Raw genomic sequence first — 23,434 nt, 5'->3', positions numbered from 1 at the left:
GCCTCAGCCCTTCCCATTGATCTCGAAGGAGCGCAAGTAGTCGGCATACAGCCTCGTCGTCTCGAGCCGCAGGTCGGGCGGCAGGTAGGCCACGGCTTCCTGAAACTCACTCTCCGAGTCCGTAACCACGAACACGTGCCGCAGGTCGCGATCATGCACCGCAATCAGTTCAGCGAACGCCCGCGCGTGGGCAGGTGCGAACAACACTCCGTAGACCGCACCGCTCGGGAGCGCCCAGAGCGCGTCTCCCCTTCGCCGCACAACCGGTCCGAACCCGCCAGCCTTCAGCCACAACAGCGGTGCTACCGCGTCGAACCGGCGCCCGAGCGCAACGAGGTTCTCGTCCTCGTACGTGAGCTTGAAGAACGCGACGTTCTCGTCGTGTCCGTCTGAGAAGACTGAGCCGTCGGCTCGGACGCCCGATACAACAGTCTCGATGCGAGGTCGGGTGACCTTGGCCGAGACGCCCTGCGCCTCCCACTCGGGGTCACCGGGGTGGTGGCCGCCTGCTCGCAGACCAGCGGTTGCCTTCGAGGAGAGTTCATTGTTCGTGACGACAATTGCCTGCCGCCGGCCGCCATCCTGCGCATTCAGACGCATGACGGCTTCTACGGTCGAACCCGTGCCGGCGAAGAAGTCGAGCACCACAGCCTCGGTCGATCGCTGGGTGGTGATGGAGATCCACCGCGCGAGAACGTCTACATCCTTCGGAAAGGGGAACTCCTTCGAGCCGAGCACGGAGCTCAAGTGCTGACTTGCTGAGCGCCGATCTTTGTAGAAGCTCGGCATCACGCTCCGCATCGACATATCGCGGAGCGGTGTTTTCAGTCGAGGGCGCACTCCGAACAAGACGCGGTTTGTGGCGATCATCTCGTCCATCAACTCGCGCTTGAAGCGCCACCCGTTCTCTGGGGGCTCGTAGACGACGCCCGTCGCAGGATCCGTGATCGAGTAGCGAAGGTTGGGCCTTGGCAAGCTGTTGCTCAAGTCACCAACCTTGATGGCGGTTCCGTCGCTGTCGACCTTGACGTTGTCGCCCAGCCCGGGATCGTACTTTGACTTGTTCCTGTTCCACCACGACGACAGCAGGCGCGACGCAGCTTCGGAGTCGTGCTCGGACTTCTCCCACGCTTCAGCAGCGGCGTCGAGAACGTCCTGTAGGCCGTCCTTTTCCACTTTCCAGCGCACGCCGGAATCGGTGAGAGCCGACATGTCGCGCGCGTATACGAGCATGTAGTCGATTCCGCCCGCGTGGAACCGTGAAAGTGACGACCCTCCTCCTTGCCACACGATGTTCCCGACGAAGTTCTGCTCGCCAAATACCTGATCGAGGAGCATCCGCAGCCGATGGTGCTCGTCGTCTCCGATCGCGACGATGATCACCCCGGTGTCCGTCAATAGACGCTTTGCGTGAATGAGTCGCCGCTCCATGAACGACAGCCATTTCGAGTGCCTGTACGCGTCAGTGCTCGCAACGAACCGGTCGTTGTAGATCCAGTCATCCGCGCCGGTGTTGTAGGGCGGGTCAATGTAGATCAGATCGACCTTGCTCTCGTGGGTGTAGAGCAGCGTCTCCAGCGCATAGTAGTTCTCGCCCTCGATCACGACGTGTGTCGGCTTGTCGCCGCCCCGACTGATCTCGCCGAGCGCTTCCAGGCCGGGGTAGATCGGCACGCTGAAGTCCTTGACAACGACGAGTTCGTCGTGTGGGTGCGTTGCGGGTTCGCTTCCTTCGATCGTCTGCTTCGCCGCGTCCACTGCAATGACCGACGCGGCACCGCCCCGGGCTGAGAGCACGACGTAGTTCTGCTTGTCGGCATCGGAGCGGAGTCGTACGACATCGCCGCGCCGCGGCCGGGTTCCGGGAACCTCAAGGTCCTCCGGAAGGTGGCGCTGAAAGACGAGGCCGAAATCCTTATGCTCGACTAGCTTGGCCACCTCTTCGGCGATCTGCGCCCGTAGGTGGGGATCGGGGATTCGCTCGATGAGGTTGTCGACGTGGGCCACGAGTTACACCGTACCGGCGCCACTGGTGTGAGCCTGGAGAGCTACCGCAGCGTCAGGTCAGGCGCGCGCTGCGGAAGGAGATCGTTCAGCTCCACGTCGAGCACCTGTGCGATCGCGAGTAGCGTCATCAAACGAGGATTGGCGGCCGAATCCGGCCGGGATTCGCCCTTCTCGAGCTTCTGGAATGTATACCTACTGAGATTGGCTTCGTAGGCGACCCGGTCTTGGCTGAATCCACGCGCCACGCGGTGTCGTTGAATGTTGGTCCCGATCTCGCGGACGTACGCACTCCAATCCGAGGTCGAGGACGGGGCGCTGCGCACCCTTTCAGGCTGACCGCGAGGCCTCCCCAATAAGGCCTAATCGGTATGGCATTCTCTCGAACATGGGATTCGTCCACATCGATGTTCCGAGCTTTCAGATGGTCGTTCGTGATCCCTTCCTCGAGGCATTGATCAACATCGTCTCGGAGCCGAACGGCTCGGCGACGGCACGTCAGGCCTACGAGACGACCTGCGAATGGTGGGACGAGCACCTGCAGGGGCCCACGGCAGCGGAGCTGTTCGAGTCCATGTTCGAGCCGGCCGACTGGCTGACTGTGATTTCAGATCCCGGCCGGCCTCGCGCCAACCAGGAGGCACAACTGAAGTTGCTACGCGACTGGCTCTTGCTCTACTGGTGCCGGACGGGCGCGATCAGCCTGATCGCTGGTGCCGATCTTGTCGTCCGTCCAGGGAGCGCCGCCTTCTTCATGCGCGAACTGGCGACACGAGCTGAGCGTGCTGGCGAGGAAGGTCACTCTCTCCACACGCGAGTGCCAGCACAGTAGGGGCACCCGCGTCCCGTCGTCGCTCGTACTCTGATCGGCGCCGCCCACCGATGCCCGCTCCGACACCGCCAGTTGATGCGGCGGCCCGAATCAGCGCTGACATGGTCGGGGTCGCCGGCATTGCGGCCGCGCGTCTTGTCCCATTCCTTGGCGAGGTCGGGGTGCGTAGTTCCCAGATCGGTATGTCCGGGCCATGCTCGCTGGCCAGCGCAGTAGGGGCACCCGCTCTTGGCGAGGCCTCGCGTGGAGGGGCTCGTCTCCCAGAGGTGTCCCTTGCCGCAGATCCACCAGGCGTTCTTGGACATGTCCGGCGCGTCCCAGGGGTTGCGTGTGCGGTCGTTCAGACCCCAGGCCCATTCTGCGACGGCGTTCGGATTGCGCCGAATCCAGAGCGGGTAGGGGGCGGTGGCATCGATGATCGCGGCAACATTCACGACATCGAGCGATGGGTGCATCGTGGCGAAACGGGTGGGCCGCGTAGCGCGACGGATTGGTCGCATCCACAGCAAGATCCGCTCGACGAGAACCTCTGCCGGAACGCCAATGGGCGGTAGATCCTGGGCGATCGCGTCACGAACACGATCCGTTGGCATCGTCCGCCAGCGTTGGATCGTGCTCGTATTGGAGAGGACCTCCAGAACTGCGACGACGACGGGGTACTGCGCCGCGCGTCCGAGGATTTCGCGGTCGTCGGCGCTGGGGCGCGGCGCCTCTGTCGGGGCCTGTGAGGTGGTCAGCGCCGCGTTGTCGCGCACCATCTCCCATACCCTGGCGTGCAGCTCGGGATCGACGCGGTCCGCGGCAACTATCCGCCGGAACTTGCGTTCGGCGTGTGCTTGGGTTCGATCAAACGGAAGCACTGGTTGCGACTCAGGCATGGTGCCCGGTCCCACCCACACCATCTGGCCGGGATGCCGAAGGCACCAGTTCTCGCGGTCGTGAGGGATCTGCTCCACGCGCTCACCGGCGGCGCACAGCCGGCAGAGGAATCGCTTCGGATATCTTCCCTCGGGGTTCGGCTGGGCGAGTTCCATCAGCCTGGCGCAGTGCCCGGCGGGGCGCCCGGCTCCGGCCTCCACGATCGCTAGGGCCGCGTCGTCGCCGACCCAGACGCGGCCGACATTCGGCTGCGTCGAGGTGGTCAGCCCCCTTTCAGCGGCGGAGAACGGGATCCCCGCCGCTGCGCACTGGCGTCGCAAGTAGGAGCGGGGTGACTCAAGCCGGTGCCACTTCGGGCGGACCGGCCAGGCGAGATCACCAGTCATGCGGCTTCGTCGAGGTCGTCTCCGCGGAGATCGTCGAGAGTGATCTTGTGTCGGACCGGTGTCGTGTACCGCAGGTCATCGAGCACCGCGTACAGACGCTGCCGGGTGACTCGTTCGTTCCGGCGGGCGGTGTCGTTCAGGATCGCGGCTACGAGTCGCTCGACGATCATCGCCAGGACGGCGAGTTGACCATCCGCGGCCTTGTGCAGTACTTCCGCGTTACGGGTGAGGAGCCCGGGTACGTGACCGCACAGGGGGAGATTGCGGTCGAAGACGGCCACCCAGCGGTGCCACAGCACCCGGCCCTCCTCCTGCTTCTGATCAACCTTACGTAGCTCCACCATGTCACACCGCATTCTGACCTGTAGGCCTTCGCGGCTGCCGAAGGCCTTCCCACTGCCCAGGTCAATACCGACAAGAAGCACGGTGGCGGGCGCTTCGTTCTGCAGCGCCTTGATGATGCTGGAGGGTTCGCTTCCACCCAGGCGGTGGGCCTCGTCTACGACGACGAGCTTGGTGCGGTGGGCATGCAGCATGTCGACCGCCATCTTGCGCAGTCTGTCGGTATTCGACCGGGTGGGGATCGAGACGGTGGGGGCGAGGAACTCGATGATCTGGATGAGTAGTGCCTTGCCCGTGGAGTGGTCGGTCATCTCCGTCCACACCACCGGGACCTCGCCGCGGTCGACGTACTCAGGATGGCGGAAGGCGTGTGACTGCTCGGTTGAGCGAGCGAGCAGTAGTGCCAGTTCGGTCTTGCCGTAGAACATCGGCGCGGAGATCATCATGCCTCGGCGAGAGTTCTTCCGTCGCGGGTTCGACGCGATGAGATTCGCCAGAATTCGGGCGCCGATGTCCTGTTCTGGCGTCGGCACTCGCAGGGTGAGCTGGAGGAAGTCGTCGCGGGCCTGATCGTACGCCTCCTGCTCCGACAAAGGCAGGCTGGAGTAGTCGGCAAACGTCAGCGCCGGAGGCGGCGGCGGAAGCGCCGTGAACGCCTCACGCAGGCCCGGCAGCGTCGTCTTACGCGCCTGATGAAGCACAAGCGGTTCGATGATCACCTTCAGAACTCCTTCACCGTGACGATGTCGTAATCGGGCGAGTCCCAGTCGATGTCACCCACATCAGCAGGGTCAGACCATCTGTCCAGGTCGATCGGCTCCGGCTCTGTCGCGCCGGCATCGGAGGCGAACGGCGCTTCCGCCGCGGCGGCTCTGCCGCGGAGGTGGCGGTTGCGGGCGCGCTTGTCGGTGCGCTCCCGCCGCTCGATCTCGTCCAGGAGCTCCACTCTTCGCGGGGTCTCGCCAGACTCTCCCGTGCCGAACTGCTCGACCAGCTTTACGGCCGCCTCGGCAGCCATCCACGCCACCTTGTCGTCGAGCGCTGTGTCCCAGCACTCGATCCATTCGTCAGTCTCAGGGTGGCGCACCCAGACGGCGTTGGAGTTGTAGGGGTCATAGCTGATGTCGAACTTGCGCGCCCGGGTAGAACCAGCGGCTGCACCGGTGAGCGATCGGTCTCGCAGTTCCGCGAGCAGCGGCGAGTCGTACGTGCGGTTGTCGAGCTCGATGCCCTCGCTGCTGATCACGCGCGGCTTCGTTGGCAGCAGGGCGAAGAAGTCCTCTGCGCGGAACGGCAACTGCACGCCAGGGCCGACCTCGAACAGGGCTGCGTACATCTGGTTCGGCGTCCACTCCCGTCCCGGGAAGAGGGGCGACTTCAACCCGCCGTGCTGCGTGTTCAGGTACACCGTGGTGATCCACGTCTCGAAGGCGAGCCGCACCGAATCCAGTGTGAGCGTCGGCTTGTCCCGCTTGCCTCTGTTCGCGACCGAGCTGCCAGTGGCGCCGGCCAGCCAGGTCGCGAAGCTCGTGGAAGTGGTTCCGAAGTTTCGCTCGACGTGCGGCTTCACAGTGGGGGTGTTCGGCGGAGCAAGCACCAGCGTGATGCCGAAGGCGCGACAGGCGGCCTCGAACGTTGCAGAGCGGAAGTCGGCGCCGCCGTCGATGGTGATCGCGTGAGGGAAGATCCACGGCACTGCCAGCGAGTCGTCGTCGAGGTAGGGGTTGACCTGCTTCATCAGCGCGACCGGAAGCGTTGCCGATCCCGACAATACGGCCGCCGCCGATCCCGGGATGGCCTTGCGCCCGACGATCGCGCGAGCCAGCAGCAGCGCGTGGTCGAAGCCGTTCGGCGAGTTGGCATGAATCGCCCAGGCCAGAGGGACCCTACTTGCGACGTCGAACAGCACGGTGGCAGTGGGGCGATACGTGTTGCCCTTGTCATCCCACACCTGCACATCCAGCAACGTCGAGTCGATCTCACAGACCGCGCCAAGTCGGAAGGCGTTGCCGGAGAAGTGCTGACGATCCGGACTGTTCGCGGCGGTGCGCCTCGTGGTCGCTTTGTCGAAGCTGTATCGACCCGCGTCGCGCTCGTTGATGTACCCCTGCAGTGTCGTGTTCTTGATGTCGCAGACTGGGTCGTCCGGGTACATGCTCTCCAGTGTCCGACGTACCAGCAACGCGCAATGCCGGCGAGTGGTGGTCGGCATGTCCCGTCGGTCGTCGAGGGCTCGGTCGATAATGGCAATCAGTCGTGGGTCCGCCTTTGCGATCGTCAGCCGCTTCTTGGCCTTGCGGTGCATGCGCGCATCGAGCCCTGCAATTCCGTCCGAGAGGTACGCGTCCCACAGGTTGTAGAGCGTGCGACGTGACCGGGCCAAGGACGTGCCCGCAAGCTCGCCAACCTTTGATGCGATCCGCTGCTCTTGAGTCGTTGTCCCGGGATCGTACGGGGTGCGCGAGCCCGTTGCGGTCGGCTGCATCGGTATCCCGCGGAAGGTTTCGAGCAGGTGCTTCTCCATGTCAAGTACGTCGACCGGCCAGTCACCGCCGGTGGGCCTCAACGAGATATCCGACGCCCGACGAGCTGTGCCTGCATGCGCGAGCAACTCAGGAACTGACACGACCAGCCAGTCGTCGACGGTCCCCTCGCGGCGTAGCTTTGCTTCCGTGCCGCGACGCACCCCCTCCCACACCCATGGTTCCCCGTCGATCTCGACTGCGTCGCCGAGGCGCAGCCTGTACTCCTCACGCACCAACACTCGTTCCTTCCGGGATGTGTTCCGACGTCATGTACACGGTGTCGCTACTGAACACCGCCCCGAGATCGAGGCAAAGGCGACGGCGCCACGCGAGGTTGTCGACCCACGCCGCGGCGAGCGGCGGGCACTCCGGAGACGCGATCTCGCACAACTCCCGTCGCGTCCGCCCGTCGCGTGCGGCATCGAGGATCAGCGCCTCGACTCCCGGCGCTGGTGTGCAGCGTTCATGGCGTGACGCGGACAAGCAATCGAGGTTCCGCGTCGCAAGCGGGTCGTGACCGGTGAGCACGCGGTAGTGCCAGCCGAGCGTGTCGCAGACCTTCGCGGTCTCATCGAATTGGAGACGCGCTTTGAGCTTGAGCTGTTCCTCCGGACGGACGTCGAGCAGTCCGTAGCTTCCGTCTGTGAACTGGGCGAGGAAGTCGGGAACATGCGAATAGCCCGCAAGTCGTGAACCGCGCCCGAACGCGAGTGCCATCGGCTGCGACCACAGACGCTCCACCTGGCCGCCGTAGTCAAGCCACAGCACCTCCCAGCGTTCCTCCTGAGACTCGCACCAAACATGACTACGCGTCCGTTGCCAGAAGTACATCGAGTTCGTGAAGCGATGCCGCACACCCTTCGACGTGCGCACCCGCATCGGATCGATCGACGCCCAGTCTCGTTGGCCGACCTCTCGGCTGACAGGCGAATGGTCCTGGCGTACGCGGGAGCCGCCGGGGAGGGAGTCGATCGAGCGCGGCACCCAATGCAGTTCAGTGTGGGGAGAACGACGTCGCATAGTCAACTGCTTCGCTGCATCGACTGGCTGCACCTCGGATCCCCCTCCCTGCGAAGTGAGACGCTCCGCAGCATCTGCTCCAGATGATGCGCCGACTCGACCCGCCCGGGCCTCTTCGCTTCGGCGTGTCGTTGCATCTCGTGCAACGGGAAAATCCACGAGTGCAACGTAAAGCCCGAAAATGCAACGGCAACGCGTTCCCGACAGATCCGGCCATGATCGCTCGCGCTCGAGCTCTGCTGGCCCGCTACGAAGAGATGTGGCGTGCCCGCATCGACCGCCTCGACGCGCTCCTGGCCGAGCCCGAAACCCCGCCGTCATCCACACCCACGCCGCCACCGGCATCCACCATCTGAGGAGCACGTCATGCCCGTCACCGCCGTCACCAGCGATCCAGAAGCTCTCACCATGACCCTCGTGGGCGAGTTCGCCGCCCCCGTCGACAGGCTCTGGCGAGCGTTCACCGAACCTGCTCAGCTCGAGCGGTTCTGGGGCCCTCCGGGCTACCCCTCCACCTTCCGCGAATTCGACTTCGCGCCCGGCGGCCGTGCGTCGTACGTCATGACCTCCCCGAAGGGCGAGCGCTTCGGGGGCGTCTGGGAGTTCGTGCAGATCGACGACGGAACCTCGTTCACCGTGCTCGACTCCTTCGCCGACGAGCACGGCGTCGTGAACGCCGACATGCCCACCGGGCGGATGGTGTTCACCTTCGAGGCGACCGACGCCGGATCGCGCCTGACCAGTGTGAGCCACTATCCCTCGGTCGAGGCGCTCGAGCAGGTCGTCGCCATGGGCGCGGTCGAGGGCTCGACGCTCGCGATGAACCAGCTGGACACCGTGCTGCAGGGGCTGCGCGAGTACGCGCATGGCAAGGGGACCCGCACCGAGATCCTCACCGACACGCACGTGCGCATCACCCGCCTCATCGACGGCCCGCGCGAGCTGGTGTGGCGTGCGCACACCGAGCCCGAACTCATGAAGCAGTGGCTGCTGGGCCCGGACGGCTGGCGCATGTCGGTCTGCGAGATCGACCCGGCCGTCGGCGGACGCTACCGCTACGCGTGGGAGCCGCTGGAGGGCACCGAGGGTGAGCCGTTCGGCTTCGACGGTGAGACGCTCGTGAGCGAGGCCCCCCGCCGTTCGGTCACGACCGAGCACATGACAGGCACCGACTTCCCGTCGACGACGAACGACCTCTCCCTCTATGAGGAGGACGGCGCAACGCTCACCACCACGCTGATCGAGTACCCCGACAAGGAGACCCGTGACATGGTTCTCGCCACCGGAATGACCGACGGCATGGAGGCCAGCTACGCCCGCCTCGAACGCGAGCTCATCTCCGCCTGACCAGCGCGCAGGCAACGCGACGGGCTCCGGTCTTCCCCGGGGCTCGTCGCCTACGATGGCGGCGTGGACTTCTCGTTCGACTTCACCCCGGACCTCATCGCCGTCTTCCTGACGCTGTTCGTGCTCGAGGTCGTGCTCGGGGTCGACAACGTCATCTTCATCTCCATCCTCGCTTCGAAGCTCCCGCAGGAGCAGCAGGCCCGCGCACGCAACCTGGGCCTTACGCTGGCGATGCTGATCCGCGTGGTGCTGGTGCTCTTCGCGGGATGGATCATCACGTTGACCGAGGAGGTCTTCACCCTCTTCGGCATGGGCTTCTCGTGGAAGGACATCATCCTCATCGCCGGGGGTCTCTTCCTCGTCTACAAGGCCGTGACCGAGATCCACCACAAGCTCGAGGGGGCCGAAGACGAGCACGGTGCGGGCGGCAAGGTCGCCACCGTCACCTTCGGCTCCGTCATCGCGCAGATCCTGCTGCTGGACATCGTCTTCTCGCTCGACTCGGTGATCACCGCGGTCGGGATGACCGAGAACCTCGTGATCATCATCACGGTCGTGGTGCTCTCGTTCGGCATCATGCTCTTCGCCGCCCGGTTCATCTTCGCGTTCGTGAACAACCATCCGACGGTGAAGATGCTCGCCCTGTCATTCCTGCTGCTGATCGGTGCGTTCCTCGTCGCGGAAGGCTTCGGCTTCCACATCGACAAGGCCTTCATCTACGGCCCGATGGCGTTCGCGATCTTCGTCGAGGTGCTGAACCTGGCCTACAGCTCGCGCAAGGCCAAGCGCGAGCAGAAGACGCCGCACGCCGTGCAGCTGCGCCCCCGCTATGTCGACGTCGACGAATCGGTCGCCGTCGGAGCCGCGCTGTCGAAGAACCCGGCATCCGGATCGGTGGGTCTGTCGGGCAAGCCCGTCGCCGGCGCATCCGACCCCGAGGAGCACCGCACCGGCCTGGGCTGATCCCACCGCCGGCACGCGCCGAGGAGTAGGGTGCGGGCATGGCGGATGCGACGGCGATCCACACCCGCGGCCTGCGCAAGGCCTACGGTGCGCACATCGCGCTGCACGGCCTGGATCTGACCGTCGCGAGAGGATCGGTCTTCGGCCTCATCGGCCCCAACGGCGCGGGCAAGACGACGACCCTGCGGCTGCTGCTGGATGTGATCCGGCCCACCGACGGCGAGATCACTGTGCTCGGGCAGTCGCCGCGTGCCGGCGGCGCGGCGCTGCGACGACGCATCGGATTCGTGCCGGGAGAGCTGCGCCTGGAAGGACGCGTGAAGGGCGGCGCGCTCCTGCGCCACCTCGCCGAGATCAGCGGGCCGGTCGAACCGGGCATGATCGAATCCCTCGCGGAGCGCCTGGGTCTGGACCTCACCCGCCCGGTGCGCACCCTCTCCAAGGGCAACAAGCAGAAGCTCGGGCTCGTGCAGGCCTTCATGCACCGGCCCGAGCTCCTCGTGCTCGACGAGCCGACCAGCGGCCTCGACCCGCTCATCCAGCGCGAGTTCCTCGCCATGGTGCGCGAGGCGTGCGACGCGGGCCAGACGGTGCTCCTCAGCTCCCACGTGCTGAGCGAGATCCAGCAGGCCGCCGATGACGTCGCGGTGCTCGCCGACGGCCGGCTCGTCGCCGAAGGGGATGTCGCGTCGCTTCGCATCGCGAGTGTGCGGCGCATCCGAGCCACCGTCGAGGGCGCCGCGGAATCCGTGCGCGACGCGCTCGCGCCGACCGGCGTGGAGGCGATGGATGTGCGAGCGGTGGGGAGCGACATCCACCTCGCCGCCACGGCGCGCGGCGACATCGACCCCGTCGTCAAGGCGCTCGCGCGCTTCACGGTGCGCGAACTCACCGTCGAGGAACCGGACCTCGAGGAGTCCGTGCTCGACCTGTACGGACGGGCGGCGAACGGCGACGCCGCGAGCGGCGGCTCGGACGGTGCGGCATGATCCCGATCGTTCGCCGCTGGCTCGTCGACGGGTGGCGCGGAACCGCCGGGTGGTGCGCCGGGATGATCGTCGTGATGGCGGTGTACCTGCCCCTCTTTCCGTCGATGCAGACCCCCGAGCTCGCCGGAATGCTCGACAGCCTGCCGCCGGAGCTCGTCCGCACCCTCGGCTACGACGACATCACCTCCGGCGCCGGATACACCCAGGCGACCTTCTTCGGCCTCGTCGGCTTCGCGCTCATGGCCGTGGCCGCGGTGTCGTGGGGCGCATCCGTCATCGCCGGTGCGGAGGAGTCGGGTCGCCTCGAGCTCACCATCGCCCACGGCGTCGGTCGGGTGCAGTACGCGCTGGAGAGCGCCGCGGCCGTGCTGGTGCGCGTGCTCGTGGTCGGCGCCGTGGTGCTCGCGACGCTGCTGGTGCTGAACGAACCGTCGCAGCTCGATCTCGAGGTGGGACGGATCGTCGCCGAGGTGGCGGCGTGGACCGGGCTCGGCTTCCTCTTCGCCGCGGTCGCGCTCGCCGCCGGCGCGATCACCGGCGCGCGGTCGTGGGCGATCGGCGCCGGAGCGGGAGTGGCCGCGGCGTCGTTCGTCGTGCAGGCCGTCGCGAACAACAGCGAGGACCTCGCCGACCTCGAGCGCTTCTCGCCCTTCTTCTGGGCATACGGGCAGTCGCCGCTCGGGAACGGGTTCGATGCGCCCGGCCTTGCGCTCCTGTGGGGCTTCGCGCTGGCCTTCGTCGCCGTCGCGACGTTCGCGCTGCGACGGCGCGACATCCTCGGCTGACCCGGCGGGTGCGGTGCCGGCACGGCTCAGGCGCGGGCGAGGCTTCAGGCGCGGGTGAGGTTCAGGCGCGGGCGAGGGTGTCTTCGAGGGCGACCCACGCGAGCATCGCGCACTTGACGCGTGCGGTGTACTTCGATACCCCCGACAACGCCGCGGCGTCGCCGAAGGTCTCCTCGTCGAGCGGGATGGCGCCGCGCGAGCGCAGCGCCTCGCGGAACCTCTCGATGAGGGCGTGGGCGTCGCCGACCGGCATCGGGGCACCGTCGGCGAGGTCGCGCTCCTCGTCGACGAGCGCGACGAGCATCGACGCCGACGCCTGCGAGATGGAGCAGCCAGCGCCGTCCCAGGTGACGTCGCGGATTCCCGCGCCGTCGTCGGTGAGCCGCACCTGCAGCGTCACTTCGTCGCCGCAGATCGGGTTGCGCTGGTGCGAGATCGCCGACCGCTCGGTCGCCTCGGCGATCCCCTTGCCCTTCGGGCGCTTGGAGTGGTCCAGGATCAGCTCCTGGTAGAGGGATTCGAGACTCATCAGCTCTCCCCGAAGAACGGGCGGATGCCGGCGACGGCGTCGAGGAAGGCATCGATGTCGGCGTCGGTGGTGTACAGGGTGGCGCTCGCCCGCACCGATGCGGTCATGCCGAAGCGGCGGTGCAGGGGCGCGGCGCAGTGGTGTCCGACGCGCACGGCGATGCCGCGCGCATCCAGGAACTGCCCCGCGTCGTGTGCGTGCACGCCCTCGACGTCGAACGCGGCCAGCGCCACGCGCTCTGTGCCGTCGGCGTCGCCGAGCAGGCGGATGCCGGGGACCTCGCGGAGTCCGTCGCGCATCCGCCGCTCCAGGCGCGCTTCGTGCGCGTGGACTGCGGGCATGCCGACGTTCTCGAGATAGCGCACGGCGGCGGCGAGCCCCACGGCCTGCGACACCGGCTGCGTGCCCGCCTCGAAGCGCTGCGGCGCGGGCAGGTAGTCCGCCTCGTCGAGCGTGACGGTCGTGATCATGGAACCGCCGGTGAGGAAAGGCGGCAGCGCCTCGAGCACGTCCGCGCGGCCGTAGAGGCCGCCGATCGCGTTCGGGCCGAGCATCTTATGGCCCGAGAAGACGGCGAGGTCCACGCCAGACGCCGGCAGGTCGAGGGCGAGATGCGGCGCCGACTGGCAGGCATCCATCAGTGTCAGAGCGCCGACCTCTCGCGCCAGGGCGACGACCCGGTCGACCGGGTTGACGATGCCGAGCACGTTCGACACGTGCGGGAAGGCCACGACCCGCGTCCGTGCGCCGATGATCTCGGCAGCCGCGTCGAGGTCGAGCGTGCCGTCGTCGTGCACTCGGATGTGGCGCAGCAGCGCTCCGGTGCGGGCCGCGAGCTCCTGCCACGGAATGAGGTTCGCGTGGTGCTCGCTCTCGGTCACGACGATCTCGTCGCCGGGTCGCAGCGCGAACCGGGCGCTCGCGGGAGCGCCGCGGCCGGCGGTGGCATTGCCGATCGCGTACGCGACGAGGTTGATGCCGGCGGTCGCGCCGGAGGTCCAGACCAGCTGATCGGCGTCGGCGCCCACGAATCCGGCGACCGTGGCGCGCGCATCCTCGAACAGCTCCGTCGCGTCGGCGGCGAGCGTGTGCGCACCCCGGTGCACGGCCGCGTTCGCCCGCACGATGTAGTCGACCTCGGCGTCGATGACCGCCCGGGGTCGCTGCGCGGTCGCCGCCGAGTCGAGGTAGATCAGCGGTTCATCACTCGCGCGGTCCGCCAGCAGCGGGAAGTCGGCGCGGAGCGCGGCGGCGTCGAGCGCCCCGGCAGCCGCGGGTGCGCCGCCGGACGAGAGGGCGGGGGAGTTCACACCATCCAGGCTACGCCGCGCAGCATCCGTGGTCGCTGGGCGCCGGCCGCGTTCGTCGGAGAATCGCGTCGATGTCAGAGGATCGGCGTGAAATCCTCCGACATCGGCTTGATTCTCCGACCTTCGGGGATGCCGGGCTGGGCGCCGGGCCGGGGCTGAGCGGCGGGCCGGGGCTGAGCGGCGGGCCAGGCCGGGTCGGGCCGGGCCGGGGCGCGCGGGGCGCCGCGCCGGGCCGGGGCGGGTCAGCGGGCGGCCAGGAATTCGCGGGCGGCGACCACGATGTTCGCCACGCCGTTGTCGAGCGTCGGCTGCAGCACCGGGGCGAAGAACGGGGAGTGGTTCGTCGGGATGTCGCGCTCCACCGTGTCCGCCGCGACGGCGGCCGCATAGGCGTCGGCGTCGATGCCGCCCCAGAACCAGTAGACCAGGGGTGCGCCGGACTCGCGGGCGAACCACGACACGTCCTCGCTGCCGGTGAACATGCCCGGGTCGACGACCGTTCCCTCACCGAAGTGGCGGTCGAAAGCGGCGCTGAGGCGCTCCGTGGCGCCGGCGTCGTTCACGGTCGGCGGCAGCGTGTGGTCGATGACGATCGAGGGTGCCTGCTCGGCTCCGGATGCCGCCGCCTCGGCCCGCACGATGCGCTCCACCTTCTCCATCACGCGCTCCCGCGCTTCGTCGTCGGGGTAGCGCAGGCTGAGCTCGAGCACGGCCTCGGCCGGGATGATGTTGTTCTTCAGACCCGCGTGCAGCGCACCCACGGTGACGACCGCGACATCCCGCGGGTCGACCTCGCGCGAGACGATCGTCTGCAGCCGCATGACCGTGGCCGCGGCCATGACGATCGGGTCGACCGTGGCGTGCGGGCGCGATCCGTGCCCACCGCGCCCGAAGAGCGTCACGCGCAGGCCATCGGAGGCGGCCATCTGCGTGCCGCTGCGCACGCCGATCGTGCCGGCGGGCAACGGTGTGACGTGCTGGCCGAGCACCACATCCGGTCGCGGATACCGATCCAGCACGCCGTCGGCGATCATCGCCTTCGCGCCGGCGCCGTACTCCTCGGCGGGCTGGAAGACGACCACGACGGTGCCGACCCACTCGCTCCTGGTCGCGACGAGCCGGCGCAGGGCGCCGAGCATCGCGCTGACGTGCATGTCGTGGCCGCAGGCGTGCATGACCGGAACATCGGTGCCCTGCGGATCGGTGCCGCGCGCGGTGCTCGCGTAGTCGAGTCCCGTGCGCTCCTCCACCGGCAGGGCGTCGGTGTCGGCGCGCAGCCACACCGTGGGCCCGGCCTCACCCGTCTCGCCGGGATTTCGGATCACCCCGACGATGCCGGTCTTGCCGACGCCCTCCTCGTACTCGATCCCGAGCGCGTCGAGCTCGCGGGCGATGACCCCGGCGGTGCGCGTCTCCTGGAAGGACAGTTCCGGGTGGCGGTGCAGATCGATGTACAGGCGTTCGAGGTCGGTGCGGGTGTCGAGGTCGGAGGCCATGTCCCGAGCCTACGTCGTCACCTCACACCCGTCGCGGCTCGCTCCCTCGCCTCGAGCCACCCCCTTCGCGTCGAGCCGGCCGGTTCCTCCGGTGTGGATGGGGGTGGCTCGGCGAGAAAGGGGCGGGTCGGCGAAGCGCCCTACGCGTCGGCGAGCCACACGGCGGTGTCTGCGGGCAGGGTGTCGCCGGCGAGGGGGCCGCTCTGTGCCACCACGACACCCGACGGCAGGGTCACCGCATCCGTGCCCGTGTTCGCGACCACGGTCAGCCCGCCGTTCCGGAACGCCATGACGTCGTCGCCGAACCCGTCGAGCCACTCCAGCTCCCCGGCGCCGAGCGCACGCTCGCGCCGCTCGGCGAGAAGGGTGCGGTACAGCCACAGGGTCGAATCCGGATCGTCCTCCTGCACGTCGCGAGCGAAGCCGGCGAACTCCGCCGGCTGCGGCAGCCACGACGCGCCCTCGGGACTGAAACCGTAGGCGGGGGCATCCGAGACCCACGGGATGGGCACACGGCAGCCGTCGCGGCCGTAGCGCTCGCCGCCCGTGCGGAACCAGGTCGGATCCTGACGCGCCTCATCCGGCAGGTCGATGACCTCCGGCAGGCCCAGCTCCTCGCCCTGGTAGACGTAGGCGGAGCCCGGCAGCGCGAACATCAGGGTGGTGGCGGCCCGGGCACGGCGCAGGCCCACGACCGGGTCGGGCTTGCCCTTGCTCTTCGGCCCGATGCCGGCGCCCTGGGGGTTCTCGGCGGTGAGGGCGAGACGGGATGCGTGCCGCACGACGTCATGGTTCGACAGCACCCACGTGGCCGGCGCACCGACGCCGCCGAAGGCGCGGAGGGAGTCGGTGATGACCTCGCGCAGATCAGCGGCGCGCCACGCCGTCTCGAGGTACGGGAAGTTGAACGCCTGGTGCATCTCGTCCGAGCGCACCCACAGCGCGGTGATGTCGGGTCCGGGCATCCAGGCCTCAGCGCACAGGGCGCGGTCGCCGTCGTACTCCTCCATCACGCGGCGCCAGTCGCGCCAGATCTCGTGCACGCCCGGCTGACCCCAGTACGGCACGTCGGCCTCTTCGCCACCCATCGACGCGGCGTCCTCCGGCGGCGTGTAGTCGGGCAGGCCGTCCGCCTTGACCAGGCCGTGGGCCACATCCACCCGGAATCCGTCGACGCCGCGGTCGAGCCAGAACCGCAGCACCCCGCGGAACATCTCCTGCACCTCGGGGTTGGACCAGTCGAAGTCGGGCTGCGACGCGTCGAACAGGTGCAGGTACCACTGCCCGGCCGTGCCGTCGGCCTCGGTGATGCGCGACCATGCCGGGCCGCCGAAGACGGACTCCCAGTTGTTCGGCGGCACCGATCCGTCGTCGCCCCGGCCGTCGCGGAACATGTAGCGCGCGCGCTCGCGGCTTCCGGGAGCGGCGGCGAGAGCCTGCTGGAACCAGGCGTGCTGGTCGGAGGAGTGATTGGGAACCAGGTCGACGATGATGCGGATGCCGCGCGCGTGCGCGCCGGCGAGCATCTCGTCGAAATCGGCGAGCGTGCCGAAGATCGGATCCACATCGCAATAGTCGGCGACGTCGTAGCCGGCGTCCTTCTGCGGGGAGGTCTGGAACGGGCTCAGCCACAGCGCATCCACTCCGAGGGCGGCCAGGTCGTCGAGGTGCTCGGTGACGCCCCGCAGGTCGCCGATGCCGTCACCGGACGTGTCCGCGAACGAGCGCGGATAGATCTGGTAGATGACCGCCGTGCGCCACCATTCGGTGCCGGAGCGAGGGGATTCCGTCATGCGCGCCAGTGTAATGGCCGCGGTCATCCGCCGATCCGCTCCCGAAGCCCCCGTGTAACAGGCCCGTGACACGCGCCTCCTAATGTTCACCACATGAAGATCCTGATCATCGGCGCCGGAATCGGCGGCGCCAGCGCGGGCATCGCGCTGCAGCGCCTCGGGCACGACGTCGTCATCTACGACAAGATGCGCGAGAACAAGCCGGTGGGAGCGGCCCTGTCGCTGTGGTCGAACGGGGTCAAGGTGCTCAACTGGCTCGGCCTGGCCGAGGAGGTCGCCGCGCTCGGCGGCCGCATGGATGACATGGCGTACTACGAGGGCGTCTCCGGCGAGGTCATGTGCCGCTTCTCGCTCGAGCCGGTGACGACCCTCACGGGGCAGCGGCCGTACCCGGTCGCCCGAGCCGACCTGCAGGGACTGCTCATGGAGACGTTCGGGATGCACCGCATCCACCTCTCGAGCACGGCCACGGCCATCGAGGACGACGGCGAGATCGTGACGGTCACCTTCGCCGACGGGTCGACCGACACCGCCGACATGGTGATCGGCGCCGACGGCGCGCGCTCCTTCGTGCGCGACTACGTCACCGGCGGCGGCATCGAGCGGGAGTACTCCGGCTACACGAACTTCAACGGACTCGTGCCGGCGAACGAGGCGATCGGCCCGGTGAACCAGTGGACGACCTACGTCGCGGAGGGAAAGCGGTGCGCCGTCATGCCCGTCGCCGACGATCGCTTCTACTTCTTCGTCGACATCCCGCAGCCGGCGGGGCTTCCCTACGACCGCGCCGACGGGGTCGCGCCGCTGCGCGAGGCGTTCGGCTCGTGGGCGCCGGGCGTGCAGGCGCTGCTGGACTCGATCGATCCGGATGCTTCCCTCAACCGCGTCGAGATCTGGGACATCGCGCCGTTCCACACGTGGGTGAAGGGGCGCGTGGCGATCCTCGGCGACGCAGCCCACAACACCTCGCCCGACATCGGGCAGGGGGCGTGCTCGGCGCTGGAGGACTCGTTCGCCCTCGCGACCGCGGTCGCCACCAACACCATTTCGGTCGAAGACACCCTCAAGCGCTACGAGAAGTCCCGCGCGGCGCGCGCCGGCGAGCTGGTGGAACGCGCCCGCAAGCGCGCCCACGAGACCCACGCGTTCGATCCGGCGGCGACCGAGGCGTGGTACGAGAGCCTGCGCGGCGCCGACGGGGCGGGCATCATCCGCGGCATCGTCGGCAACATCGAGGACAGCCCTGTCAACCTCGGCGTCGGCACCCTCTGACCCGCCGCCGAAGGGGCGGTGCGGCGCGGCCGGCGGGCGGCACGGGTGTGGAGGCGGGCGTTCGGTTGCCGCGAGGTGTCGTCACGGGGCGGCTGTCCGACATCCGGTGACAAGTGAGCCGGGCGCGGGTGTGGATGCGGGCGTTCGGTTGCCGCGAGGTGTCGTCACGGGGCGGCTATCCGACATCCGGTGACAAGTGAGCCGGGCGCGGGTGTGGATGCGCGCGTTGGGCATCAGGGATGCACGGGAGCGTCACGGTAGGCGGCGACGGTCGCGAGGGACCCGGTGACGGCGAACCGGTCGGGCATGTCTTCCGGCACCGCGCGATCCCACGCGAAGAGTGCGATGTCGCCCAGGGTGGCCGTCACGACCGTCGCGGCAGGGTCTGCGGCAGCATCCGTCGTGCGCCGCACGGTCCAGTCCGGCGCGAGATGCCACGCCACGGCCGCGTCGACGGGCACGAGTTCGAGCGGGGTCGGCAGGGGCGCGAGACCGCCGCGAACGGCGCGTGCGAGGAAGACGGCGTAGAGCTCGTCGACGATGTCGGCGGCCATCTCGTGCCCGCCGGCGTCGGGCATCTCGGGCACGGCGACGGATGCGGTGCGGATGTCCCACAGGTGCTTGCGCGCTTCGTGCGCCTGCCGGCGCGCCCAGAAGCCGACCGTGCCGCTGGGAACGAAGGCCCAGCACTCGTCCGACGCGTCGCGCGACTCGAGCTCGGTGGCCAGCGCCGACGATCCCTCGACGAACCAGGCGATGCGCTCGCGGTCGGCAGGCCGCGCGAACGGGGCACGGTCGACGGATGCGCCGGTGCGCACGACCTCCGTCGCCCAGCGCTGGATCTGGCCGAGGTGATCGACCATCGCGCCGACGGTCGGCCATGCGTCGGAGTCGATCGGATGGTCCGGATCGAGCTGCGCGGTTTCGGCGGCGAACCGGTCGGACAGGCTGCGGATCGCGCCGGCGAACGCTCCTGAGGCGGGCGCCGTTCCGAGCGGCGCGCGCGTGTCGGAGGCGGTCATGCGTCCATCCTGGCAGGGCGTCCGCCCGGTAGTGTTGCCGGGTGCACGCAGACCTCGCCCGCGCCGAGCAGCTCATCGCCGTCGTCCCGGACTTCCCCGAACCCGGCGTCCTCTTCCGTGACATCGCTCCGCTGCTCGCCGACGCAGCGGCGTTCCGCGTCTGCGTCGAAGCGCTCGTCGAGCCCTTCCGCGGAGGCTTCGACGTCGTGGCCGGAATCGAAGCGCGCGGATTCCTGCTTGCCGGTGCCGCCGCCGTCGCGACCGGCACCGGGATGGTGCCGATCCGCAAGGCCGGCAAGCTGCCGCGGCCGGCCGCATCCGTCTCCTACGCCCTCGAATACGGCGAGGCGGCGGTCGAGGCGTCGGACGACATCCCCGCCGGATCGCGCGTGCTCGTGCTGGATGACGTGCTCGCCACCGGCGGCACGCTGCGCGCGAGCCATCGACTGCTCGCCGAGCTCGGCGCCGAGGTGATCGGCAGCGCCGTGCTGCTCGAGCTCGAGGCGCTCGGCGGGCGCGCGGTCGCCGGCGACGTGCACACCGTCTTCACGGCCTGATCGCCTCCGCGGCAGCGGTGGAGCGTGTGGGAGGTCGGCGCTACGGTGAGCGTCATGAGAGCCGATGAGCTGTTCCTCGCCTCCGATGCCGCTCTGCGCAGCGTCATCGACCGGATCGACGTCGCCGACCTCGATCGCCCCGCGCCGTCCGAGTGGACGAGCACACCCGACCCCACCTACCGCGACATCCTCTTCGCCCACGCCTACGACGAAGCGTGGATTCCCGGCGTGCTCGCCGGTCGGTCGATCGCCGAGGGCGACGAGTTCCGTGAGGCCGACCTGTTCGGTGGCGACCCGGTGGCCGCCTACGACGCGCTCAACGACACCGCCGGTGAGGCGGTGCGAGCCGGGGTAGCCGACGACGCCGTCTTCCGGTTCCAGTACGGGGACTATCCCGCCGCCGAGGGATTCGCTCACCTGGCCACCTATCGTGCGTTCCAGGCCTGGCTGATCGCGAAGAAGCTCGGGATCGACTTCCACCTCTCGCCGGAGCTGCTCGCCGGCCTGAACGAGCACGTCGTGGTGCATGCCGATGAATGGCGTCAGTGGGGTGTCTTCCCGCCCGCGATCGATCCGCCCGCCGATGCCGACGAAGAGACACGGGTTCTCTGCGCCGTGGGGTACTGGATCCCCTGAGCCGCCCGGCCGACGGCAGTCGCGGCTGCGTGCGAACAACACAGGAGATCTGCGGCGGCGAGCCGATCCAGATCGATGGATGCGGCACGAGCCCGCAGGATCTCCTGTGTTGGCGACGCTCGCGGCCGGCCTTTGTACTCGGCTCAGCTGCCGCGGTAGGTGGAGTAGGCGAATGGGCTGAGCAGCAGCGGCACGTGCAGGTGGGGCGTCTCGTCGTGGGCGGCGGGCGCGACGCTGAAGCTGACCGTCACGAGCGGGTAGAAGGTCTCCACCTGCTGCGCCGCGAAGTAGGCGCCGGTCGCGAAGGTCAGCAGGTAGGTGCCGGGATCGAGCAGCTCCGGCCCGAGAGCGAGGCGACCGTCGTCGTTCGTCAGACCGTCGGCCAGGTGCGAGACCTCGCCGGTGTCGTGCAGGCGGGCGAGGGCGATGCTCACCTCTCGGGCCGGGGCGCCGCGCGAAGCGTCGAGGACGTGCGTGGTCAGGTGCGTGCTCATGGGGATGATCCTGCCGTTCAGATGGGCTTGTGTCCGACCGCGCCGCGCAGGCGCAGCAGAGCGATCTCGGCCAGCTGCTCGCACGCCTCGCGCACTTCGGTGTCGTCGTCGTTCCCGAGTCGGCGCTGCAGCTCTCGCAGGATCTGCTCGGGCGTGCGACCGGCGGCGCGCACGAGGAAGACCCGGTCGAAGCGGGCCTCGTACTCCGCGTTGCCGGTTGCGATCGCCGCCGCCACGGCGGGATCCGCGTCGGTCATCGTCGACTGCTCGCGACGGGATGCGGCCGCCTCGGCGTTCGCCCCCTCCGGCTTCTCACCGATGCGCGGGTGCTGGGACAGCGCCTGCTCGAGCTCGGCGCGGCCCCAACCCTTCGCCAGATCGGCGGCGTGCGTCGTCAGGGTGTCGATGGAGGCGTACGGCCGCGCGGAGACGACGCCGTCGACCCAGCTCGGGACAGCTGCCCACACCCGCACGAGATCGCGGGCGGTGGCGTCGTCGAGGTCGTTGAAGTCGCTGAGGTGCACCCGCCGCACGTTACACCGACCAGGTTTCCCGGCCGTGACGGCGGTGTCGTCACAGGATTTACACCCGCGCAACCCACCCCCTCTCCCCGCGCAATAACCTCGGCGGATCGGAAGCGCCTTTCCATCGCCGGTCGCACCGTCCGCACCATCGCGGGCGACCTGCTTCACCGCATCGAGGGAGAACGACATGACGAGCACCGCCGCAGGTCCGCACGAGTCCGAGCCGTTCGACACCGATGCCGGTGCGCACCCGCATCCCTCGCTCTACAACGACGATCTCGCGCCGTTGCCGCGCGAGAAGCGGCGGTGGACGGCCTTCGAGATCTTCAACGTGTGGACCAACGACGTGCAGTCCCTCGCGGGCTACACCCTCGCCGCGGGCCTGTTCGTGACGGCCGGGATCAGCGGGTGGTGGGTGTTCGCCGCGATCGTCCTGGCCGGCCTGTTCGTGAACTGGCTGGTCAACCTGACCGGCAAGCCCAGCGTGAAGTACGGCATCCCCTACGCCGTCATGGCGCGGTCGAGCATGGGGGTTCGCGGCGCGCAGTTCCCCGCTCTGATCCGCGGCATCGTGGCGATCTTCTGGTTCGGCGCGCAGACCTACTTCGCCTCCACGGCAGTCTCCCTCGCGCTCGACGCGATCTTCGGCGACCCCGAGTTGCCCGCGGTGCTCGGCATGGATGCGATCGACTGGGTCTCGTACGCGATCGTCGCCGGTCTCCAGATCCTGCTCTTCACGCGCGGCATCGCGTGGATCGAACGGTTCCTCAACTTCGCAGGACCCGCGGTCTACGTCGTCATGGTCGTGCTGCTCGTCGCCATCTGGATCCAGGCGGGTGACGACCTCATCCCCGCCGTGGGCCAGATCTTCAACAGCTCCGAGGTCGAAGGATGGGCCGCCGTCGCGGCCTTCGTCGGGGTGATCGGCACGATGATCGCGTATTTCTCTGCAGTGATCATCAACTTCGGCGACTTCTCGCGGTTCGCCAAGAGCGAGAAGGCGATGAAGCGCGGCAACTTCCTCGGCCTGCCGGTGAGCCTGACCTTCTTCACCTTCCTCGCGCTGTTCATCACCGCCGGCGCCTACATCGTCTTCCAAGACGGTCAGGGCGAGCCGCTCACGAACCCCGCCGACATCGTCGGACAGGTCGGCAACGTCTTCCTCACCATCGTCGCCGCGATCACGTTCCTGCTCGCGACGGTCGGCATCAACCTCGTCGCGAACTTCATCCCGCCGGCGTACGACCTGTCGAACCTCGCTCCGCAGCGCATCAGCTTCAAGACCGGCGGCTACCTCACCGCCCTGTTCGGCTTCATCATCGGCGCCCTCTGGGTGGTGACGATCGGCGACAACCTCCCCGTCTTCGTCGACACCCTCGGCGCCGTCCTCGCCCCGCTCTACGGGGTGCTCGTCGCGGACTACTACATCGTGCAGCGACGCGCCCTGAAGATCGCCGACCTCTTCTCGATGGACCCCGCTGCGCGGTATCACTATCAGCGCGGGTGGAACGTCCGGGCGGTGATCGCCGTGGCCGTGGCGGCGGTCTTCTCCGTCGCAGCGGTGTGGGTTCCCGCGGTCGGCGCGCTGAGCGGTTTCGCGTGGGTCATCGGTGCCCTTCTCGGGGCGGCGCTGTATGTCGCTGTGATGTGGAATCACCGCGGGACGCCGGCATCCGCCCGCGCGTCGGCCGTTCCGGAATCGGCAGCCGGATAGCGCGTTCGCCGGTGT

At 68.4% G+C, this 23,434-nt stretch carries 22 protein-coding genes and 1 pseudogene; 10 read left to right on the top strand and 13 right to left on the bottom strand.

The annotated features are described in order from the left end of the window. Window positions 1-3: 3 nt before the first annotated feature. Together ACGG9C_RS12000 and ACGG9C_RS11995 are read right to left on the bottom strand one after the other, a co-directional pair. Entirely contained in the window at window positions 4-2,007 is a 2,004-nt protein-coding gene (locus ACGG9C_RS12000) for a site-specific DNA-methyltransferase (RefSeq protein ID WP_194384248.1), read from the bottom strand. Window positions 2,008-2,048: 41 nt separating this feature from the next. After that, complete coding sequence (locus ACGG9C_RS11995; RefSeq protein ID WP_194384249.1) at window positions 2,049-2,330, bottom strand: helix-turn-helix domain-containing protein; 282 nt, start codon at window positions 2,328-2,330, stop codon at window positions 2,049-2,051. 62 nt (window positions 2,331-2,392) lie between these two features. On the opposite strand from ACGG9C_RS11995, the gene ACGG9C_RS11990 reads away from it, so the two are divergent. Next, the gene (locus tag ACGG9C_RS11990) at window positions 2,393-2,836 is read left to right on the top strand and encodes a hypothetical protein (RefSeq protein WP_194384250.1); all 444 of its coding nucleotides are present in this window, start codon (window positions 2,393-2,395) and stop codon (window positions 2,834-2,836) included. On the opposite strand, the gene ACGG9C_RS11985 is transcribed toward ACGG9C_RS11990, so the two are convergent. Genes ACGG9C_RS11985 through ACGG9C_RS11970 form a run of 4 tightly spaced genes read right to left on the bottom strand, consistent with a single transcriptional unit; the run spans window position 2,803 to window position 7,988 of the window. Beyond that, a complete protein-coding gene (locus ACGG9C_RS11985) occupies window positions 2,803-4,101 on the bottom strand; it encodes a zinc-ribbon domain-containing protein (RefSeq protein WP_194384251.1) in 1,299 nt (432 codons plus the stop codon). The two genes, ACGG9C_RS11990 and ACGG9C_RS11985, sit on opposite strands and share 34 nt — an antisense overlap. Further along, window positions 4,098-5,162 carry a TniB family NTP-binding protein gene (locus ACGG9C_RS11980; protein WP_194384252.1) on the bottom strand — a complete coding sequence of 355 codons (1,065 nt, stop codon included), beginning with the start codon at window positions 5,160-5,162 and terminating at the stop codon, window positions 4,098-4,100. Before ACGG9C_RS11980 ends, ACGG9C_RS11985 begins: the two co-directional genes overlap by 4 nt. A gap of 2 nt (window positions 5,163-5,164) precedes the next feature. After that, a complete protein-coding gene (locus tag ACGG9C_RS11975) occupies window positions 5,165-7,201 on the bottom strand; it encodes a Mu transposase C-terminal domain-containing protein (protein ID WP_194384253.1) in 2,037 nt (678 codons plus the stop codon). Then, window positions 7,194-7,988: a TnsA-like heteromeric transposase endonuclease subunit gene (locus ACGG9C_RS11970; protein ID WP_390178683.1), complete on the bottom strand. Its 795-nt coding sequence runs from the start codon at window positions 7,986-7,988 to the stop codon at window positions 7,194-7,196. The genes ACGG9C_RS11975 and ACGG9C_RS11970 overlap by 8 nt, the downstream gene beginning before the upstream one ends. Before the next feature lie 206 nt (window positions 7,989-8,194). On the opposite strand from ACGG9C_RS11970, the pseudogene ACGG9C_RS11965 reads away from it, so the two are divergent. From ACGG9C_RS11965 to ACGG9C_RS11945, 5 genes and pseudogenes are all read left to right on the top strand, one after another. Further along, window positions 8,195-8,344, top strand: a pseudogene (locus ACGG9C_RS11965) (transcriptional regulator); the annotation flags it as partial. A gap of 10 nt (window positions 8,345-8,354) precedes the next feature. Beyond that, a complete protein-coding gene (locus ACGG9C_RS11960) occupies window positions 8,355-9,335 on the top strand; it encodes an SRPBCC family protein (protein WP_194384255.1) in 981 nt (326 codons plus the stop codon). A gap of 63 nt (window positions 9,336-9,398) precedes the next feature. Next, window positions 9,399-10,298, top strand: a complete 900-nt coding sequence (locus ACGG9C_RS11955) for a TerC family protein (protein ID WP_194384256.1) — start codon at window positions 9,399-9,401, stop codon at window positions 10,296-10,298. Between the two features lie 38 nt (window positions 10,299-10,336). Beyond that, window positions 10,337-11,287, top strand: a complete 951-nt coding sequence (locus ACGG9C_RS11950) for an ABC transporter ATP-binding protein (RefSeq protein ID WP_194384257.1) — start codon at window positions 10,337-10,339, stop codon at window positions 11,285-11,287. Further along, the gene (locus ACGG9C_RS11945; RefSeq protein WP_194384258.1) at window positions 11,284-12,072 is read left to right on the top strand and encodes an ABC transporter permease subunit; all 789 of its coding nucleotides are present in this window, start codon (window positions 11,284-11,286) and stop codon (window positions 12,070-12,072) included. Before ACGG9C_RS11950 ends, ACGG9C_RS11945 begins: the two co-directional genes overlap by 4 nt. A 61-nt stretch (window positions 12,073-12,133) precedes the next feature. Here ACGG9C_RS11945 and sufU read toward each other — a convergent pair whose 3' ends face one another. The 4 genes from sufU to ACGG9C_RS11925 form a co-directional block, all read right to left on the bottom strand. Continuing rightward, window positions 12,134-12,601, bottom strand: a complete 468-nt coding sequence (gene sufU / locus ACGG9C_RS11940; RefSeq protein WP_194384259.1) for a Fe-S cluster assembly sulfur transfer protein SufU — start codon at window positions 12,599-12,601, stop codon at window positions 12,134-12,136. Continuing rightward, complete coding sequence (locus ACGG9C_RS11935; RefSeq protein WP_194384260.1) at window positions 12,601-13,911, bottom strand: SufS family cysteine desulfurase; 1,311 nt, start codon at window positions 13,909-13,911, stop codon at window positions 12,601-12,603. The genes sufU and ACGG9C_RS11935 overlap by 1 nt, the downstream gene beginning before the upstream one ends. A 242-nt stretch (window positions 13,912-14,153) precedes the next feature. Further along, window positions 14,154-15,407: an amidohydrolase gene (locus ACGG9C_RS11930; protein ID WP_194384261.1), complete on the bottom strand. Its 1,254-nt coding sequence runs from the start codon at window positions 15,405-15,407 to the stop codon at window positions 14,154-14,156. A gap of 140 nt (window positions 15,408-15,547) precedes the next feature. Continuing rightward, window positions 15,548-17,200 carry a glycoside hydrolase family 13 protein gene (locus ACGG9C_RS11925; protein ID WP_228480883.1) on the bottom strand — a complete coding sequence of 551 codons (1,653 nt, stop codon included), beginning with the start codon at window positions 17,198-17,200 and terminating at the stop codon, window positions 15,548-15,550. Window positions 17,201-17,293: 93 nt separating this feature from the next. Here ACGG9C_RS11925 and hpxO point away from each other — a divergent pair, with 93 nt between their 5' ends. Next, window positions 17,294-18,472, top strand: coding sequence for an FAD-dependent urate hydroxylase HpxO (gene hpxO, locus ACGG9C_RS11920; RefSeq protein WP_194384263.1), 1,179 nt, complete (start codon window positions 17,294-17,296; stop codon window positions 18,470-18,472). Window positions 18,473-18,705: 233 nt separating this feature from the next. Here the strand turns inward: hpxO and ACGG9C_RS11915 are convergent, their stop codons facing one another. Next, window positions 18,706-19,494 (bottom strand): maleylpyruvate isomerase N-terminal domain-containing protein, encoded by a 789-nt coding sequence (locus tag ACGG9C_RS11915; RefSeq protein ID WP_194384264.1) that lies wholly within the window; start codon window positions 19,492-19,494, stop codon window positions 18,706-18,708. Window positions 19,495-19,535: 41 nt separating this feature from the next. On the opposite strand from ACGG9C_RS11915, the gene ACGG9C_RS11910 reads away from it, so the two are divergent. After that, window positions 19,536-20,051, top strand: a complete 516-nt coding sequence (locus ACGG9C_RS11910; RefSeq protein ID WP_071044278.1) for an adenine phosphoribosyltransferase — start codon at window positions 19,536-19,538, stop codon at window positions 20,049-20,051. A gap of 54 nt (window positions 20,052-20,105) precedes the next feature. Then, complete coding sequence (locus tag ACGG9C_RS11905; RefSeq protein WP_194384265.1) at window positions 20,106-20,687, top strand: hypothetical protein; 582 nt, start codon at window positions 20,106-20,108, stop codon at window positions 20,685-20,687. A gap of 143 nt (window positions 20,688-20,830) precedes the next feature. On the opposite strand, the gene uraH is transcribed toward ACGG9C_RS11905, so the two are convergent. Further along, a complete protein-coding gene (uraH, locus tag ACGG9C_RS11900) occupies window positions 20,831-21,181 on the bottom strand; it encodes a hydroxyisourate hydrolase (protein ID WP_194384266.1) in 351 nt (116 codons plus the stop codon). Between the two features lie 17 nt (window positions 21,182-21,198). Then, window positions 21,199-21,705, bottom strand: coding sequence for a 2-oxo-4-hydroxy-4-carboxy-5-ureidoimidazoline decarboxylase (gene uraD, locus ACGG9C_RS11895; protein ID WP_071044280.1), 507 nt, complete (start codon window positions 21,703-21,705; stop codon window positions 21,199-21,201). Window positions 21,706-21,892: 187 nt separating this feature from the next. Here uraD and ACGG9C_RS11890 point away from each other — a divergent pair, with 187 nt between their 5' ends. After that, window positions 21,893-23,419 carry an NCS1 family nucleobase:cation symporter-1 gene (locus tag ACGG9C_RS11890; protein ID WP_194384268.1) on the top strand — a complete coding sequence of 509 codons (1,527 nt, stop codon included), beginning with the start codon at window positions 21,893-21,895 and terminating at the stop codon, window positions 23,417-23,419. Window positions 23,420-23,434 lie beyond the last annotated feature (15 nt).

Source organism: Microbacterium sp. MTN4-26 (genome assembly GCF_042846595.1).
In the GTDB taxonomy this organism is placed as follows: Bacteria; Actinomycetota; Actinomycetes; order Actinomycetales; family Microbacteriaceae; genus Microbacterium; species Microbacterium luteum.
The sequence above is the reverse complement of the archived record's forward strand: the minus strand, read 5'-3'. Positions and strand labels throughout refer to the sequence as shown.